At 61.3% G+C, this 16,708-nt stretch carries 16 protein-coding genes; 13 read left to right on the plus strand and 3 right to left on the minus strand.

Going from position 1 to position 16,708, the window contains the following annotated elements:
* The 4 genes from hisA to coaA are packed head-to-tail and all read left to right on the plus strand — an operon-like array spanning nt 1 to nt 2,869.
* Nucleotides 1-747 (plus strand): 1-(5-phosphoribosyl)-5-[(5-phosphoribosylamino)methylideneamino]imidazole-4-carboxamide isomerase, encoded by a 747-nt coding sequence (hisA, locus tag RCCGE510_RS17415; RefSeq protein ID WP_007632049.1) that lies wholly within the window; start codon nt 1-3, stop codon nt 745-747.
* The gene (gene hisF / locus RCCGE510_RS17420; RefSeq protein WP_007632050.1) at nt 748-1,536 is read left to right on the plus strand and encodes an imidazole glycerol phosphate synthase subunit HisF; all 789 of its coding nucleotides are present in this window, start codon (nt 748-750) and stop codon (nt 1,534-1,536) included.
* Between the two features lie 17 nt (nt 1,537-1,553).
* Nucleotides 1,554-1,877, plus strand: coding sequence for a phosphoribosyl-ATP diphosphatase (locus RCCGE510_RS17425; RefSeq protein WP_007632051.1), 324 nt, complete (start codon nt 1,554-1,556; stop codon nt 1,875-1,877).
* Nucleotides 1,874-2,869 carry a type I pantothenate kinase gene (gene coaA, locus RCCGE510_RS17430; protein WP_007632052.1) on the plus strand — a complete coding sequence of 332 codons (996 nt, stop codon included), beginning with the start codon at nt 1,874-1,876 and terminating at the stop codon, nt 2,867-2,869. The genes RCCGE510_RS17425 and coaA overlap by 4 nt, the downstream gene beginning before the upstream one ends.
* Nucleotides 2,870-2,890: 21 nt before the next feature.
* Here coaA and RCCGE510_RS17435 read toward each other — a convergent pair whose 3' ends face one another.
* The 3 genes from RCCGE510_RS17435 to RCCGE510_RS17445 all read right to left on the minus strand — a co-directional run bounded on the left by RCCGE510_RS17435 (nt 2,891) and on the right by RCCGE510_RS17445 (nt 5,675).
* Nucleotides 2,891-3,508, minus strand: coding sequence for an alpha-ketoglutarate-dependent dioxygenase AlkB (locus RCCGE510_RS17435; protein ID WP_007632053.1), 618 nt, complete (start codon nt 3,506-3,508; stop codon nt 2,891-2,893).
* A gap of 1 nt (nt 3,509) precedes the next feature.
* Nucleotides 3,510-3,953 (minus strand): alternative ribosome rescue aminoacyl-tRNA hydrolase ArfB, encoded by a 444-nt coding sequence (gene arfB, locus RCCGE510_RS17440; protein ID WP_007632054.1) that lies wholly within the window; start codon nt 3,951-3,953, stop codon nt 3,510-3,512.
* 111 nt (nt 3,954-4,064) lie between these two features.
* Nucleotides 4,065-5,675, minus strand: coding sequence for a phosphoenolpyruvate carboxykinase (locus tag RCCGE510_RS17445; protein ID WP_007632056.1), 1,611 nt, complete (start codon nt 5,673-5,675; stop codon nt 4,065-4,067).
* Between the two features lie 336 nt (nt 5,676-6,011).
* Between RCCGE510_RS17445 and RCCGE510_RS17450 the strand changes: the two genes are divergently transcribed.
* The 9 genes from RCCGE510_RS17450 (at nt 6,012) to RCCGE510_RS17490 (ending at nt 16,707) form a co-directional block, all read left to right on the plus strand.
* A complete protein-coding gene (locus RCCGE510_RS17450) occupies nt 6,012-6,746 on the plus strand; it encodes a response regulator transcription factor (protein ID WP_007632058.1) in 735 nt (244 codons plus the stop codon).
* Between the two features lie 167 nt (nt 6,747-6,913).
* On the plus strand, nt 6,914-8,704 hold the full coding sequence (locus RCCGE510_RS17455; RefSeq protein WP_007632060.1) for a sensor histidine kinase: 1,791 nt from the start codon (nt 6,914-6,916) through the stop codon (nt 8,702-8,704).
* Nucleotides 8,701-9,150: an HPr kinase gene (locus RCCGE510_RS17460; RefSeq protein ID WP_007632063.1), complete on the plus strand. Its 450-nt coding sequence runs from the start codon at nt 8,701-8,703 to the stop codon at nt 9,148-9,150. Before RCCGE510_RS17455 ends, RCCGE510_RS17460 begins: the two co-directional genes overlap by 4 nt.
* Nucleotides 9,151-9,300: 150 nt before the next feature.
* Nucleotides 9,301-9,702 (plus strand): PTS sugar transporter subunit IIA, encoded by a 402-nt coding sequence (locus RCCGE510_RS17465; protein ID WP_003544139.1) that lies wholly within the window; start codon nt 9,301-9,303, stop codon nt 9,700-9,702.
* A 9-nt stretch (nt 9,703-9,711) separates the two neighbouring features.
* Nucleotides 9,712-9,987 carry an HPr family phosphocarrier protein gene (locus tag RCCGE510_RS17470; RefSeq protein ID WP_007632068.1) on the plus strand — a complete coding sequence of 92 codons (276 nt, stop codon included), beginning with the start codon at nt 9,712-9,714 and terminating at the stop codon, nt 9,985-9,987.
* A gap of 277 nt (nt 9,988-10,264) precedes the next feature.
* Entirely contained in the window at nt 10,265-11,665 is a 1,401-nt protein-coding gene (ahcY, locus tag RCCGE510_RS17475; protein ID WP_007632071.1) for an adenosylhomocysteinase, read from the plus strand.
* A gap of 203 nt (nt 11,666-11,868) precedes the next feature.
* A complete protein-coding gene (locus tag RCCGE510_RS17480) occupies nt 11,869-14,454 on the plus strand; it encodes a PAS domain-containing sensor histidine kinase (protein ID WP_007632074.1) in 2,586 nt (861 codons plus the stop codon).
* Nucleotides 14,451-15,962, plus strand: coding sequence for a bifunctional tRNA (adenosine(37)-N6)-threonylcarbamoyltransferase complex ATPase subunit type 1 TsaE/phosphotransferase (locus tag RCCGE510_RS17485; RefSeq protein ID WP_007632076.1), 1,512 nt, complete (start codon nt 14,451-14,453; stop codon nt 15,960-15,962). The genes RCCGE510_RS17480 and RCCGE510_RS17485 overlap by 4 nt, the downstream gene beginning before the upstream one ends.
* A 13-nt stretch (nt 15,963-15,975) precedes the next feature.
* Nucleotides 15,976-16,707, plus strand: coding sequence for a nucleotidyltransferase family protein (locus RCCGE510_RS17490; protein ID WP_007632077.1), 732 nt, complete (start codon nt 15,976-15,978; stop codon nt 16,705-16,707).
* Nucleotide 16,708: the final 1 nt, after the last annotated feature.

Consider the following 16,708-nt stretch of genomic DNA (forward strand, 5'->3'; position numbering starts at 1 on the left):
ATGATCCTTTTTCCCGCGATCGACCTGAAGGGCGGCCAATGCGTCCGCCTAAAACTCGGCGACATGCAGCAGGCGACGGTCTACAACACCGATCCGGCCGCCCAGGCGAAATCCTTCGAAGACCAGGGTTTCGAATGGCTGCATGTGGTCGATCTCGACGGCGCCTTTGCGGGACATTCGGCTAATGGCGATGCTGTCGAGGCGATCCTGAAGGCAACGAAAAATCCGGTGCAGCTCGGCGGCGGCATCCGCACCCTCGATCATATCGAAGCCTGGCTGTCGCGCGGGCTGCGGCGCGTCATTCTCGGCACCGTCGCCGTCAGAAATCCCGATCTGGTCATCGAGGCCTGCCGGAAGTTCCCGGGCCATGTCGCCGTCGGCATCGACGCCAAGGGCGGCAAGGTCGCCGTCGAGGGCTGGGCGGAGGCCTCCGAACTGGGCATCATCGAGCTCGCCAGGAAATTCGAAGGCGCCGGCGTCGCCGCGATCATCTACACCGATATCGACCGGGACGGCATCCTTGCCGGCATCAACTGGGCCTCGACGCTGGAACTTGCCGACGCCGTCTCCATTCCTGTCATCGCCTCCGGCGGCCTCGCCTCTCTCGACGATGTCAAACGCATGTTGGAGCCCGATGCGCAGAAGCTGGAAGGGGCGATTTCCGGGCGTGCGCTTTATGATGGTCGTATCGATCCCAGGCAAGCACTGGCGCTGATCCAGGCGAACAGGGCAAAGGAGACCGCGTAAATGACCCTTAAAGCCCGTGTCATTCCCTGCCTCGACGTCAAGGACGGCCGCGTCGTCAAGGGCGTCAACTTTCTCAATCTCGTCGATGCCGGCGATCCCGTCGAAGCGGCGAAGGCCTATGATGCGGCCGGCGCCGACGAACTTTGCTTTCTCGACATCACTGCCTCCTCGGACAATCGCGAGACGATCTTTGACGTCGTGTCGCGCACGGCCGACCAATGCTTCATGCCGCTGACGGTCGGCGGCGGGGTGCGCACCATCGCCGATATCCGCAAGCTGTTGCTGTGCGGCGCCGACAAGGTCTCTATCAATTCGGCAGCGGTCAGCAATCCCGACTTCGTCGCCGAAGCCGCCGACAAGTTCGGCGACCAATGCATCGTCGTCTCGATCGACGCCAAGCGCCGGCGGACGCAGATGGTCGGTGGCGACAATCTCAGCGCCTGGGAAATCTACACGCATGGCGGCCGCAACGCGACCGGCCTCGATGCCGTCGAATTCGCCCAAAAGATGGTAGAGCGCGGCGCCGGCGAGCTGCTGGTCACTTCGATGGACCGCGACGGCACCAAGGTCGGCTATGACCTGGAACTGACGCGGGCGATCGCCGATGCCGTGCGTGTGCCGGTCATCGCGTCGGGCGGCGTCGGCGACCTCGACGATCTCGTCGCCGGCGTCAAGGAGGGCCATGCCAATGCGGTGCTCGCCGCCTCGATCTTCCACTTCGGCACCTATACCGTCGGCGAGGCGAAGCACTATATGTCGAAGTGCGGCATCGACATGCGTCTCGACTGAACCTTGAAAGCGGACATATGAGCGGATTTTCTCTTTCCGATCTCGAAAGCATCGTCGCAGAGCGGTCGAACGCCTCACCGGAGCAATCCTGGACAGCGAAGCTGGTGGCCGCCGGCCAGCCGAAAGCGGCAAAGAAGCTCGGCGAAGAGGCGATCGAGGCCGTGATGGCGGCGGTGACCGGCGATCGCGACAACCTGACCTATGAAGCCGCCGATGTGCTCTATCACCTTTTGGTCGTATTGAAGATTGCTGAAATACCGTTAGAGAATGTCATGGCCGAACTCGAGCGCAGAACCGCGCAGTCCGGCCTCAAGGAAAAGGCCGGCCGGCAGAGTTCATGAGTATCGCGACTGAGATTATCGGGGTGCCGGAAACGTTGGATCACTTCCAGTCGGACTCCTATTCGCCCTATCACTTCTTCTCTTCCGAACAATGGGCGAAGTTCCGCGCCGACACGCCGCTGACGCTGACCAGCGACGAGGTCAAGCGGCTGCGTTCGATGGGCGACCCAATCGATCTTGACGAGGTCCGGCGGATCTACCTGTCGCTGTCGCGGCTGTTGTCGGCGCATGTCGAATCCTCGCAGATGCTGTTCGAACAGCGCAACCGCTTCCTCAGCCTGTCGGATGTGACGAAGACGCCCTTCGTCATCGGCATCGCCGGCTCGGTCGCTGTCGGAAAATCGACGACGGCCCGTGTGCTGAAGGAGCTCCTGGGGCGCTGGCCTTCCAGCCCGAAGGTCGATCTCGTCACCACCGACGGCTTTCTCCATCCGAACGCCGTGCTGCAGCGGCGAAAGCTGATGCAGCGCAAGGGTTTTCCGGAGAGTTACGACACGGCGGCGATCCTGCGCTTTCTCTCGGCGATCAAGGCCGGGCAGCCGGATGTGAAGGCGCCCAGCTATTCGCACCTCGTCTACGACGTGCTGCCGGACGAATACAAGATCGTCGACCGGCCCGACATTCTGATCTTCGAGGGGATCAACGTGCTGCAATCGCGCGACCTGCCTGCGGGCGGCAAGATCGTGCCGATGGTCTCCGACTTCTTCGACTTCTCGATCTATATCGATGCTGCGGAAGACCAGATCCACAACTGGTACGTCACACGTTTCATGCGACTGCGTGAAACTGCCTTCCGCGATCCGAATTCCTATTTCCATCGCTATGCCTCGATCAGCGACGCGGAAGCGCTCGAAATTGCCGGAGATCTCTGGGCGAACATCAACCTGAAAAACCTGCGGCAGAACATCCTGCCGACGCGGCCGCGTGCCGATCTCATCCTGAAAAAGGGCAAGGATCATCTGATCGAGCAGGTCGCGCTGCGGAAACTATAGCAGGCGATCCTTTGCTGATTATCAGTTCGAGGGATTGACGCGCCGCAGTGTCAGATTGATGCGCCCGCCATTCTTCAGCAGCGTCGAGGTCGCCGGATGAATGCGGTCGACGCCGTGGAAACAAAGCCTCCCCTCGCCGCCCAAAACGACCAGATCGCCGCTCGAAAGCTTGAAGGATAGCGTAGGATCATTGCGGTTGAGGCCGCCGACGCGGAAGAGGCAGCTATTGCCGAGCGAGATCGAGACGACGGGCGCCTGCAAATCCCTCTCGTCCTTGTCCTGATGCAGGCCCATGCGCGCTTCATCGGCGTAGAAATTCACCAGGCAGGCTTCCGGCGGATTGTCGTAACCGGCAACATCATTCCAGATATCAAGCAATTCCTGCGGCATGTCAGGCCAGGGTTTACCGGTTGCCGGATGCATCGGCTGGTAGCGATAGCCTCGCTCCTTGTCGGTCACCCAGCCGAGCGGCCCGCAATTGGTCATGCGCACCGACATCGGCTTGCCGGTCCCGGGCATGACGGGCACATAAAGCGGCGCCTCAGTGACAATAGTGCGGATCACCTCGACCAATGCCTCCTGACGCGGCCGGTCGAGGTAGCCGGGGAGATGGCGAATGCCGCTCAAGAGCCCTGGCATGTCATTCGCCTCCGCTGCCACCAGGGCGGCCGCGCATTTTCTTGACTTCCGAGCGGCCGGATTTTTCCTTCAGGCGGCGCTCGACCGAACCCTTGGTCGGCCTGGTCTTTTTGCGCGGCGGCGGCGGCGGCTTGGCGGCCTCCAGAATCAGTTCCTTCAGCCGGTCGCGCGCATCCTCTCTATTGCGGTCCTGGCTGCGAAACCGGCTTGCCTCGATCATCAGCACGCCTTCCTTCGACAGGCGGCGGCCGGCGAGCTTGACCGCATTGGTTTTGACACGATCATTGAGGGCCGGCGAATTCGGGATGTTGAAGAACAGCTGGACCGCGGTCGAGACCTTGTTGACATTTTGCCCGCCGGGACCGCCCGCCAGAACGAACTGTTCCGTCAGCTCCCATCCGGCGATGGTGATTCTGTCGTCGATATAAAGTGCGTCGCTGGCCATGCGGCGTTCTATCTCACATTGGCGGCGAATTGAAAATATCGGCCACAATCAAAGAAAACCCGGCAATCCTGCGATGCCGGGTTTCACGTGAGTCAAAGAATTTTGTTGTTCTTATTCGGCAGCGACCTTTACGCCCGGGGCCGCATCGCGGACGCCGCCGTCGACGTGACCCTCGAACTTGGCGAAGTTGGCGATGAACATCGAGACCAGCTTTTCGGCTTGCACGTCATAGGCCAATTTGTCGGCCCAGGTCGAGCGCGGATCGAGAATGCTGCCGTCGACGCCATTGACGGAGACCGGCACGGCGAAGCCGAAGTTGGTATCCGCACGGAATTCGACCTGGCCGAGTTCGCCGGTGAGAGCCGCGGCGAGAAGCGCGCGCGTCGCCTTGATCGGCATGCGCTTGCCGGTGCCGTAAGCGCCGCCGGTCCAGCCGGTATTGACCAGCCAGCACTGGACGCCGTGGCGGCCGATCAGCTCCTTGAGCAGATTGCCGTATTCGGCCGGATGCCGCGGCATGAACGGAGCGCCGAAGCAGGTGGAGAAGGTCGCTTCCGGTTCGACCACACCCTTTTCGGTGCCGGCCACCTTGGCGGTGTAACCGGAGAGGAAGTGATACATCGCCTGATCAGGCGTCAATCGGGCGATCGGCGGCATGACGCCGAAGGCATCGGCGGTCAGCATGATGATCGTCTTCGGATGCCCGGCCCGGCCGGTTTCCGAAGCGTTCGGGATGAAATCCATCGGATAGGCACAACGGGTGTTCTCGGTCAGCGAGCCGTCATTGAAATCCGGCTCGCGGCCTTCGTTCAGAACCACGTTTTCGAGCACGGTGCCGAAGCGCTGGGTCGTCGCATAGATTTCCGGCTCAGCCTCGGCCGACAGACGGATGGTCTTGGCGTAGCAGCCGCCTTCGAAGTTGAAGATGCCGTTTTCGCTCCAGCCGTGTTCGTCATCGCCGATCAATGTGCGGGCCGGATCGGCCGAAAGCGTCGTCTTGCCGGTGCCGGAAAGGCCGAAGAACACCGCCGCGTCACCGTCCGGTCCAACATTGGCCGAGCAGTGCATCGGCATCACACCCTTGGCCGGCAGCAGGTAGTTGAGCACGGTGAACACCGATTTCTTCATTTCGCCGGCATAGGAGGTGCCGCCGATCAGAACGAGACCGTTGGTCAGGTCGCAGGCGATCACCGTTTCCGAACGGCAGCCGTGGCGGGCTGGATCGGCCTTGAAACTCGGCAGATCGATGATCGTCAGCTTCGGCGCGAAGCTGGGCAGCGCTGCGGCGTCGGGGCGGATCAGCAGATTGCGGATGAACAGCGAATGCCAGGCAAACTCAGTGACGACCCTTGTCGGCAGAGCATGGCCTTCCTCGGCACCGCCGACGAGATCCTGGACGAACAGGTCCTTGCCGGCGGCGTGCGCGAGCATATCCTCACGCAGCAGCGCGAAATGTTCCGGCGAGAGCGGCTTGTTGTTGTCCCACCAGATTTCGCCATCGGTATTGCTGTCGCGAACGACGAACTTGTCGCGCGGCGAACGGCCGGTGTGCTGGCCGGTGATAGCCCGCAGCGCACCCTGAGCAGTCAGTTCGGCTTCGCCCCGGCGGATCGCTTCTTCATAGAGCGCGGCGGCGGAAAAGTTGTAGCGAACGCTGGCTGCGCCGCCCAATCCAACCATTGCCAGCTCTGTTGCCGGGTTATGAACTCCGAACATTTCCATGGCCAATTCCCTTCGCTCAGGCTTGGTGCCGTTAAACTAAGCGCGAAAATACGGGCAGGATTTTTAAAACACAAGACGCTAAATTTGATAAAATGTAGTAATATCAGATATTTAATCGATTTAAATTTATTGCTTCCATTTTAAATCGTTTTAAAAGACCGCGTTGAAACATTTGGCCGCACTACTCAAGATTGCCGGCGAATTTTGCGACAATCTTTCCCTTTATCTTTGCCACAATTTGTTCCACCTTTATCCTCCATAAGCGCATCCGGTCACTGAGACCGCCTGGGGAGAGCAAATCCGGGAGATTGCGCACTGATGACGGAGACCAACACCATGCCGACAATCGCGCTCGTTGATGACGACCGCAACATCCTCACCTCGGTGTCGATCGCACTGGAGGCCGAAGGATACAAGGTCGAGACTTATACGGATGGTGCTTCGGCGCTCGACGGCCTTCTGGCGCGGCCACCGCAGCTGGCGATCTTCGACATCAAGATGCCGCGCATGGACGGCATGGAATTGCTGCGCCGTCTGCGGCAGAAGTCGGATATTCCGGTCATCTTCCTCACCTCCAAGGATGAGGAGATCGATGAGCTCTTCGGCCTGAAGATGGGCGCCGACGATTTCATCACCAAGCCTTTTTCGCAGCGCCTGCTGGTCGAGCGCGTCCGCGCCGTATTGCGCCGCGCCTCAAGCCGTGAAGCGGCAGCCGCCGGCACCAGCCCCGCCGGGGCGCCGAAGAACGGCGCTGTGCAGCAGGCCCGCTCGCTGGAGCGCGGGCAGTTGGTCATGGACCAGGAACGCCATACCTGCACCTGGAAGGGTGAAGCCGTGACGCTTACGGTGACCGAATTCCTGATCCTGCATTCGCTGGCGCAGCGCCCCGGCGTCGTCAAAAGCCGCGACGCGCTGATGGATGCGGCCTATGACGAACAGGTCTATGTCGACGACCGGACCATCGACAGCCACATCAAGCGGCTGCGGAAGAAATTCAAGATGGTCGACAACGACTTTGATATGATTGAAACGCTCTACGGAGTGGGATACCGCTTCCGCGAAGCGGCCTGAGCCCACGCGGCGCAGCGCGACTGCATAATTGCCTAGATAGAGTTATGCAGCAGTTCTAACGTGTTACAGCCTCCTTGGCGCGTCTTTAAATGACGCGCGGCGCTGTCGGAATTGTTGAGGGCTGCGGGCCGGTTCCATCCGGCCCCGCCCTTCGAAAGGGCCAGTCGTTGGCACAGTTGGTGCAGGAAAGGGATCTCGACGATGCGGAGGGCGTGAGCACCCGTCGCGTCAAAGGCCGCCGTTGGTCGCACCCCTTCACGCTGATCCGCCGTATCTTCGGCAATGCCGTGTTTTCGAGCCTGACGCGGCGCATCCTGTTCTTCAATCTCGTCGCGCTGGTCGTGCTTGTCGGCGGTATTCTCTATCTCAATCAGTTTCGCGAGGGACTGATCGACGCCCGCGCCGAGAGTCTGTTGACGCAAGGCGAGATCATCGCCGGCGCCATTTCTGCTTCCGCGTCGGTCGATACCAACTCGATCACCATCGATCCGCAGAAGCTGCTCGAGTTGCAGGCTGGCCAGAGCATCACGCCGGTGCCGAACGACGAGGACCTCGAATTCCCGATCGATCCCGAGAAGGTCGCGCCGGTGCTGCGCCGGCTGATCTCTCCGACGCGCACACGCGCCCGCATCTTCGATGCCGATGCCAATCTGCTGCTCGATTCGCGCCATCTCTATTCGCGCGGCCAGGTGCTGCGCTTCGATCTGCCGCCGGTCGAAGAGGAGAAGCAGACCTGGAGCGAATGGTTCGCCACCCTGTTCAACAAAGCGCTGCAGCCGGGCAATCTGCCGCTTTACAAGGAAGCGCCGGGCGGTGACGGCTCGATCTATCCAGAGGTGATGAACGCACTCACCGGCGTGCGCGGCGCCGTCGTGCGCACGACCGAAAAAGGCGAGCTCATCGTTTCCGTCGCCGTGCCGATCCAGCGTTTCCGCGCCGTGCTCGGGGTGCTGCTGCTTTCGACGCAGGCGGGCGATATCGACAATATCGTGCATGCCGAGCGGCTTGCGATCATGCGCGTCTTCGGCGTCGCAACGCTCGTCAACGTGCTGCTTTCGCTGGTGCTCTCGTCGACGATCGCCAATCCGCTGCGCCGGCTTTCGGCTGCCGCCATCCGGGTGCGGCGCGGGGCCAAGGCGCGCGAGGAGATTCCGGATTTTTCTGCCCGCCAGGATGAAATCGGCAATCTTTCGATTGCATTGCGCCAGATGACGACAGCGCTCTACGACCGCATCGATGCGATCGAGAGTTTCGCGGCCGATGTCAGCCACGAGCTCAAGAACCCGCTGACTTCGCTGCGCAGCGCCGTCGAAACGCTGCCGCTTGCCAAATCCGACGATTCCAAGAAGCGGCTGATGGACGTCATCCAGCACGATGTCCGCCGCCTCGACCGGCTGATCAGCGATATCTCCGACGCCTCCCGCCTCGATGCCGAACTCGCGCGTGTCGATGCCGGTTCCGTCGACATGGAGGCGCTGTTGCGCGACCTGATCGAGGTTTCACGGCAGGTCAGGAGCACCAAGAAGCAGGTGGAGATCGAATATGCGATCGAACGCAAGCCGAACGTCAAGACGCGCTTCGTCGTCAACGGCCACGATCTGCGCATCGGCCAGATCATCGCCAACCTGATCGAGAACGCCCGCTCCTTCGTGCCGGAAAAGGGTGGCAAGATTACCGTGCGGCTGGTGCGGACACGGTCGCGCTGCGTCACCACGATCGAGGACAACGGTCCCGGCATCCAGGCGGAAAATATCGACCGCATCTTCGAGCGCTTCTATACGGATCGACCGGAATCGGAAGGCTTCGGACAGAATTCGGGGCTCGGCCTGTCGATCAGCCGCCAGATCGCCGAAGCCCATGGCGGCTCGCTGAGAGCGGAGAACATCACCGATGCCGAAGGCGGACAGGTGCGCGGTGCTCGCTTTATTCTCGCTTTGCCTGTCGATGCCGCCCCATGACGACGGCTCCGAACATCCATGCGACAGCGATCATCGTCGGCAGAACGGGGCTGCTGTTCAGCGGACCTTCCGGCTGGGGAAAATCGATGCTGGCCTTCACCTGCATGACCGAGGCACGCCGGCTCGGGCTGTTCACGGCGCTGGTCGCCGACGACCAGGTTCTTTTGTCTGAAGAGGCTGGCACGGTGATCGCGGCATGTCCGCCGTCGATCGCCGGGCTGATCGAACTTCGCGGCACCGGCATCGTCCGGCAGGATCATATTCCACGGGCGCCCATGCATTACGCCGTGCTTCCAGGCAGCGCCAGCGGTGAAGATCGCGTGCCCCCCGAAGGTGAAATCGTCAGCATCGCTGGCGGTTTTTCGCTTCCCGCATTGCGGTTGCTCACTGGCGTTTCGTCACCCCTTGCAATCCTGATGGCGAAAGCACCTGAGATCTGGCATTGAAGCCTTCCGGATTGATCAATCTGCCTTATATATTCGCATTTTTATCTTGCACTTCGGCTTTTCATGGCCAAGATGTGCCCCCACCGGTGGACGTAATTGCTGCATTGCGATATTGGGGCCACCGTTGGCGTATATGGGAGCAGTAATATCATGATCGGACTTGTGCTTGTCACTCATGGCAAGCTGGCTGAAGAGTTTCGTCATGCTGTCGAGCACGTCGTCGGTCCTCAGAAATTCATCGAGACGGTCTGTATTGGCCCCGAAGACGACATGGATCAAAGACGGCAGGACATTCTGGAAGCTGTTTCCGGTGCCGATGATGGCCATGGCGTCGTCATTCTGACCGACATGTTCGGCGGCACGCCGTCCAATCTTGCCATATCCGTCATGAGCAGCGGCCATACCGAAGTCATTGCCGGCGTCAATCTGCCGATGCTGATCAAGCTCGCCGGCGTGCGTGGCGAGAACAACATGGAGAAGGCGCTGGTCGAGGCTTCCGAAGCCGGGCGGAAATATATCAACGTCGCGAGCCGCGTGCTCAGCGGAAAATAACGGCCCTCCATGACATCGCTCTCCCGGGAACTCCTTATCATCAACAAGCGCGGTCTTCACGCGCGGGCCTCCGCCAAATTCGTGCAGATGGTCGAAACCTTCGATGCCGCCATCACCGTTTCCAAGGACGGAATGACGGTCGGTGGCACCTCGATCATGGGCCTGATGATGCTGGCGGCCAGCCCCGGCTCGAGCGTCGTCGTCTCGGCAAGCGGCAGCCAGGCCGAGCAAGCGCTAGAGGCCCTGGACCAGCTGATCCAGAACCGCTTCGGCGAAGAGATTTGAGTTCCGACAGCGATCATATAAAGATATAAAGACTTCTTTATATCTTTATTGCCTTCCTATCTGAAGCCTGCTAAACGGCGGATATGCCGTGCGCTAAAGCGCGGCGCATCGAACTTGCTTCGTGCGGACGCGCTTTAGCTCTCTGTTTTTGTGCATGTCGTTATTCCGGAACCGCTGCACACTTCCGGGCGATCTGCATGAGCACGCGGCCCATCCGTCGCGCGGCCATCTTCGCGCCTGCGCCAATTTTGAGACGTTTTTCAGCCTGGAGACCCCTATGAGCACTGAAAAAGATTATGTCGTCGCCGATCTCGGGCTTGCTGATTTCGGCCGCAAGGAAATTACGATCGCCGAAACCGAAATGCCGGGGCTGATGTCCTGCCGCACCGAATTCGGCCAGGCAAAGCCGCTGAAGGGCGCGCGCATCACCGGCTCGCTGCACATGACCATCCAGACGGCCGTGCTCATCGAGACGCTGGTGGCGCTCGGCGCCGAAGTCCGCTGGGCCTCGTGCAACATCTTCTCGACGCAGGATCATGCCGCTGCCGCGATCGCCGCCGCCGGCGTGCCTGTCTTCGCCATCAAGGGCGAGTCGCTCGAGGATTACTGGGTCTATACCGACAAGATCTTCCAGTGGGCCGATGGCGGCCTTTCCAACATGATCCTCGATGACGGCGGCGATGCGACCATGTACATCCTGCTCGGCGCCCGCGCCGAAGCCGGTGAAGATGTGCTGTCCCATCCGCATTCCGAGGAAGAGGAGATCCTCTTCGCACAGATCAAGAAGCGCCTTGCCGCTTCTCCGGGCTGGTTCACCAAGCAGCGCGACGCGATCAAGGGCGTCACCGAGGAAACGACGACCGGCGTCAACCGCCTCTATCAGCTCAGCCAGAAGGGCCTGCTGCCCTTCCCGGCGATCAACGTCAACGACTCGGTCACCAAGTCGAAGTTCGACAACAAGTACGGCTGCAAGGAATCGCTGGTCGACGGCATCCGCCGCGGCACCGACGTGATGATGGCCGGCAAGGTTGCTGTCGTCTGCGGCTACGGCGACGTCGGCAAGGGTTCTGCCGCGTCGCTTTCCGGCGCCGGCGCCCGCGTCAAGGTGACCGAAGCCGATCCGATCTGCGCATTGCAGGCTGCGATGGACGGTTATGAAGTCGTGCTGCTCGAGGACGTCGTTTCCTCTGCCGATCTCTTCATCACCACCACGGGCAACAAGGACGTCATCCGCATCGACCACATGCGTCAGATGAAGGACATGGCGATCGTCGGCAATATCGGCCACTTCGACAACGAAATCGAAGTCGCCGCGCTGCGCAATCTCAAGTGGACCAACGTCAAGCCGCAGGTCGACCTGATCGAATTCCCCAAGGGCAATCGCATCATCCTTCTTTCCGAAGGCCGTCTGCTCAACCTTGGCAATGCCACCGGCCACCCGTCCTTCGTGATGTCGGCTTCCTTCACCAACCAGACGCTGGCGCAGATCGAGCTCTTCACCAAGCCCGACCAGTATTCCAACCAGGTCTATATCCTGCCGAAGCATCTCGATGAGAAGGTCGCACGCCTGCATCTCGACAAGCTCGGCGTGAAGCTCACTGAGCTTTCCGAGGAACAGGCTGCCTATATCGGCGTCTCGCCCAAGGGTCCATTCAAGTCCGACCACTACAGATATTGATCTTATCGTTAATATCCACAAGATGTAGAAGCCGCGGCATTGACAATTGCCGCGGCTTATTTTTTGGACGCTCCCTTCCCGACGATTCCCATCCGAAGTATTGTTTTAAGACTTGATTCGTGGCGCCGGACCCTGTCCGACCGCTCCGAAAATGGGATGTCTTGTCGTAATGCGGCACATTGAAGGACGGAGACATACCGCGGATGTCGGAAATGAAAAGCAGCCTGCCCGGTCAGGCGGATGACGGCGTTCGCGCCGGTCGCCGCCCGCTGATGGCGGGCCAAGAGCACCAATCGGCAACGGCACACGAAGCCGCCAAGCCAGAGCATGGATCATTGGCGCGCTTCCTGAAAAGCTGCGCGGCCGGCACGGCGCTGGCGGCGCTGGCGCGGCCGGTTCTGGCACAGACGGAGCAGCAGGCGGCAGCTTCGGCCCACCTCTTCACATCCTCGCAGGTCGTCGGCGTTTCCGTCGTCATCGGCGTCATATCGGCAGCATTGCTTTCGACGCTGTGGCTGGTGCGCCAGCGCGGCAATCTGGAAAGCGAGAGCCGGGAAATCCGCTCGGCGCTTTCCGATGCCCAGCAGCGCATTTCGCAATACCAGGCTTTGATCGCCGACAAGAATCGGCGGATCGTCATCTGGGACGGCAACGCGCGCCCCGAACTGCTCGGCCAGCTTCCGCCCGAAACCGGCGCACCGCAGGACGGCGAATTCCTGGCCTTCGGCCTCTGGCTGAAGTCACGCTCGGCCTCCGAGCTGGAAAAGGCGATCGACTGCTTGCGCGACGGAGCACAGAGCTTCGACATGGTGGTCGAAACCATCCGTGACGAAATCCTCGAGGCGCAGGGCCGGGTTTCCGGCGGGCGGGCCTTCGTCCGCTTCGTGGCGCTCAACAATCTGCGCGCCGAGCTTGCAGAGCTCAGGATCGAGCGCGACCGGCTGATGACTTCGATCTCGGCCTTCCAGACCATGCTCGACGCGATCGACATGCCCGCCTGGCAACGCGACCCGGCGGGCCGTCTCACCTGGGTCAACCAGGCTTATGGCGAGGCAGTCGAAGCGCGGTCGCCGCAGCAGGCGATCAATGAAGGCCGCGAGATGCTGACGACCGTGGCGCGCGAACGTATTCGCGCCACAACGACGCCGGAATCACCCTTCCACGACACGATCTCGACGGTCGTGCGCGGCAACCGCACATTCTTCGACGTCGTCGACGTCAGGCTGCCCAGCGGCTCGGCCGGTATCGCGATCGACGTGTCCGACATAGAGGCGGTGCGTGCCGAGCTGGAACGGACGCTGAAGAGCCACGCCGAAACCCTCGACCATCTCGCCACGCCCGTTGCCATCTTCGACGGCGACCGCCGCCTGCAATTCTACAACCAGGCTTTCGTCGCGCTCTGGGAGCTGGATATCGCCTTCCTCGAAGGCCGGCCGGACAATAGCGAGCTGCTCGAGCGGCTGCGGGCTGCCAAGAAGCTGCCGGACCAGCTCAACTGGAAAAGCTGGAAGGAAGCTGCCCTTTCCGTCTATCGCGCGCTCGACACGCAATCCGATCTCTGGCACCTGCCGAACGGACAGACATTGCGCGTCTTCGCGACCGCCCATCCGCAGGGTGGCGCCACCTGGGTATTCGAAAACCTGACCGAGCAGGTCGATCTCGAAACGCGCTACAACACGCTGGTCAAGGTGCAGGGCGAGACCATCGACCATCTTTCCGAAGGTGTGGCGGTGTTCGGTCCGGACGGACGCATCCGTCTGTCGAACCCGGCCTTCCGCGCACTCTGGGGGATCACCGAAACCGAAGCCAAGCCCGGCACCCATATCCGCGGACTGGGCGAGGCCTGCGCGCCGTCCTATGACCGGCCGGACGGCTGGAAGGCGTTCGCGGAACTGATCACCAGCTTCGACGACGAACGCCGCTCGGGCCAGGGGACGTTGGAACTCTTCTCCGGCCTCGTGCTCGACTATGCCGTCATCCCGCTGCCGAATGCGCAGACCATGTTGACCTTCGTCAATATGACGGACAGCGTGCGTGCCGAGCGGGCGCTGACCGAGAAGAACGAAGCGTTGCGCAAAGCCGATGAGCTGAAAAACGACTTCGTCCAGCATGTGTCCTACGAGCTGCGCTCGCCGCTGACCAATATCATCGGCTTTACCGATCTGCTGCGCACGCAGGGCGTCGGGCCGCTGAACGAACGGCAGGCCGAATATATCGACCACATCTCGACCTCGTCCTCCGTTCTGCTGACACTCGTCAACGATATCCTCGACCTTGCGACCGTCGATGCCGGCATCATGCGGCTCAACTATGCGGATATCGATCTCAACGACCTGCTCGACGACGTTTCGATGCAGATCGCCGATCGCCTGCATGAAAGCGGCGTGGCGCTCGAAATCACCGCGCCGGCCTATCTCGGCTCGATCGTCGCCGATCCGCAGCGGCTGAAGCAGATACTTCTGAAGCTGCTTTCCAACGCGGCGAATTTTTCGCCGGAAGGCACCTCGATCGCGCTGGAGTGCCATCGCGAAGGCACGGATTTCGTCTTTTCCGTCAGCGATCGCGGCCCCGGCATCTCGCCTGACATGATCGCCACCGTCTTCGACCGGTTTGCAACGGGCGCGAAAAGCGGCAAACGCGGCGGCGCCGGCCTCGGCCTGTCGATCGTCGACAGCTTCGTCAGTCTGCATCATGGCGACGTGACGATCGACAGCGAGCCGGGCAAGGGCACAACCGTCGTCTGCCGTATCCCCTCGATCAATGTCCCGCATACCGCGGCTGCCGAATGACGACCAGCGACACGATCTCGCTCTTTCTGAAAGACGAGGCGGCTACATCTCGACTGGGCCAAGACCTGGCGCTGGCCTTGAAAGCCGGCGATTGCCTCGCCCTTTCCGGCGATCTCGGCGCCGGGAAATCCTCGCTGGCACGGGCAATCCTGCGCGCGATGGCCGATGACGAGGGGCTCGAGGTCCCGAGCCCGACCTTCACGCTGGTGCAGTCCTACGATCTGCGTATCCCGGTTTCGCATTTCGATCTCTATCGGCTCGGCCATTCCGGCGAATTGACCGAGCTCGGCTTCGATGAGGCCCTGGAGAACGGGATCTGTCTGGTCGAATGGCCGGAGATGGCCGAGGGCGAACTGCCGGCCGAGCGCATCGCACTGAGACTCGAACATGAGGGCAGCGGCCGCCGGGCGACGATCGAAGCCGGCGGTGCGCCGGCCTTGCGCATCCGCCGGGTCCTGGCGATCCGCGATTTCCTTGACGATGCCGGCTATCCCGATGCGAAGCGCCGCTTCCTGACCGGCGATGCGTCGTTGCGCGCCTACGAATATGTCTATCCGAACGACGCTCCACCGAAAATATTGATGGACTGGAGGCCGCATCCCGAGGGGCCGCCGGTCTATGACGGCAAATCCTATCCCAAGGTCGCGCATCTTGCGCAGAATGCCTATCCTTTCGTCGCGATTGCCGATGCGTTGCGCCAACGGGGGTTTGCGACGCCGGAGATCTACAAGGTCGACTATGAGCAGGGCATCCTGCTGATCGAGGATCTTGGCAGCCAAGGCGTGCTCGATGACGACGGACGGCCGATCGCCGAACGCTACCGGCAAAGCGTCGCCTGCCTTGCCCATCTTCATTCCATGCAGATCCCTAGGGATATCCCGGTTTCGACAACGCATACGCATCACATTCCGGACTTCGATCGCACGGCGATGAAGATGGAAGTGCAGCTTGTGCTCGATTGGCACATTGCCTGGAAGCGCGGTACACCTCCCACGGATGCCGAACGGGCGGAGTATCTGGCGATCTGGGACTCGCTCATCGACCAGCTTGCGTCGGCCGAGAAGAACCTGCTGCTGCGTGACTTCCATTCGCCGAACATCATCTGGCGCGAACAAGAAAGCGGCATCCGCAAGATCGGCCTCATCGATTTCCAGGACGCCATGATCGGCCCTACCGCCTATGACCTCGCCTCGATCGTTCAGGATGCGCGGGTGACGATCGAACCGGATCTCTTCCGGCAGCTGATGGACGATTACCTCAGCCTTCGCCGCGCCCAGGGTGGCTTCGACGAAGCCGGATTCATGAAGGCCTGGGCCATCATGTCGGCGCAGCGCAACTGCAAGCTTGCCGGTCTCTGGGTGCGGCTGCTGCAGCGCGACGGCAAATCCGGCTACCTCAAACATATGCCGCGAACGCTCGCCTATCTCCAGGTCGCACTTGAGCACGAAGCGCTTGCCCCCTTGCGCGATTGGTGCGCAAGGGCTGGAATAAGCCAAAGCGAATCATAAGTTCCGGATCAGCATGAGCATCAGACAAGCCATGGTACTGGCCGCGGGTCTCGGGACCCGTATGCGCCCGATCACCGAGACGATCCCGAAGCCGCTGGTGAAAATCGACGGCAAGCCGATGATCGACTACACGCTGGATTCGCTGGTGACCGCCGGCGTCGAACGAGCCGCCGTCAACGTTCATCACCACGCTGACCAGATGCTCGATCATCTGAAAAACTATCCTGGCCTCGACATCGTCATCTCCGACGAGCGGGCCGCACTGATGAACTCCGGCGGCGGACTGGCGAAGGGGCTGAGGCTGCTGACCCGCGACGATATCTTCGTCATGAATGCCGACCTGTTCTGGATCGGCGAACAGCCGGGGCGGCCGACGAACCTGCAGCGCTTAGCCGGATTCTTCGATGCCGAACGCATGGACATGGCGCTGCTCTGTGTGATGATCGAGGATACGACGGGTCACAACGGCAAGAACGATTTCAGCCTCGCGGCCGACGGCCGGCTGACGCGTTATCGCGACGATCCGTCCAATCCTGTCGTCTATGCCGGAGCGATCGCCATGAACCCGTCGCTGTTCGACGACGCGCCGCAGGACGCCTTCAACCTCAATATCTACTTCGATAAGGCGATCGCGCGCGGACGGCTTTTCGGCATGGTGCTCGACGGCCACTGGCTGACGGTGGGAACGCCGGAGGCGATCGGCGAGGCTGAGGAAACGATCCGTCGGTTGCGGGCGTTCGCGTGAG

It is taken from the genome of Rhizobium sp. CCGE 510, assembly GCF_000292525.1.
In the GTDB taxonomy this organism is placed as follows: Bacteria; Pseudomonadota; Alphaproteobacteria; order Rhizobiales; family Rhizobiaceae; genus Rhizobium.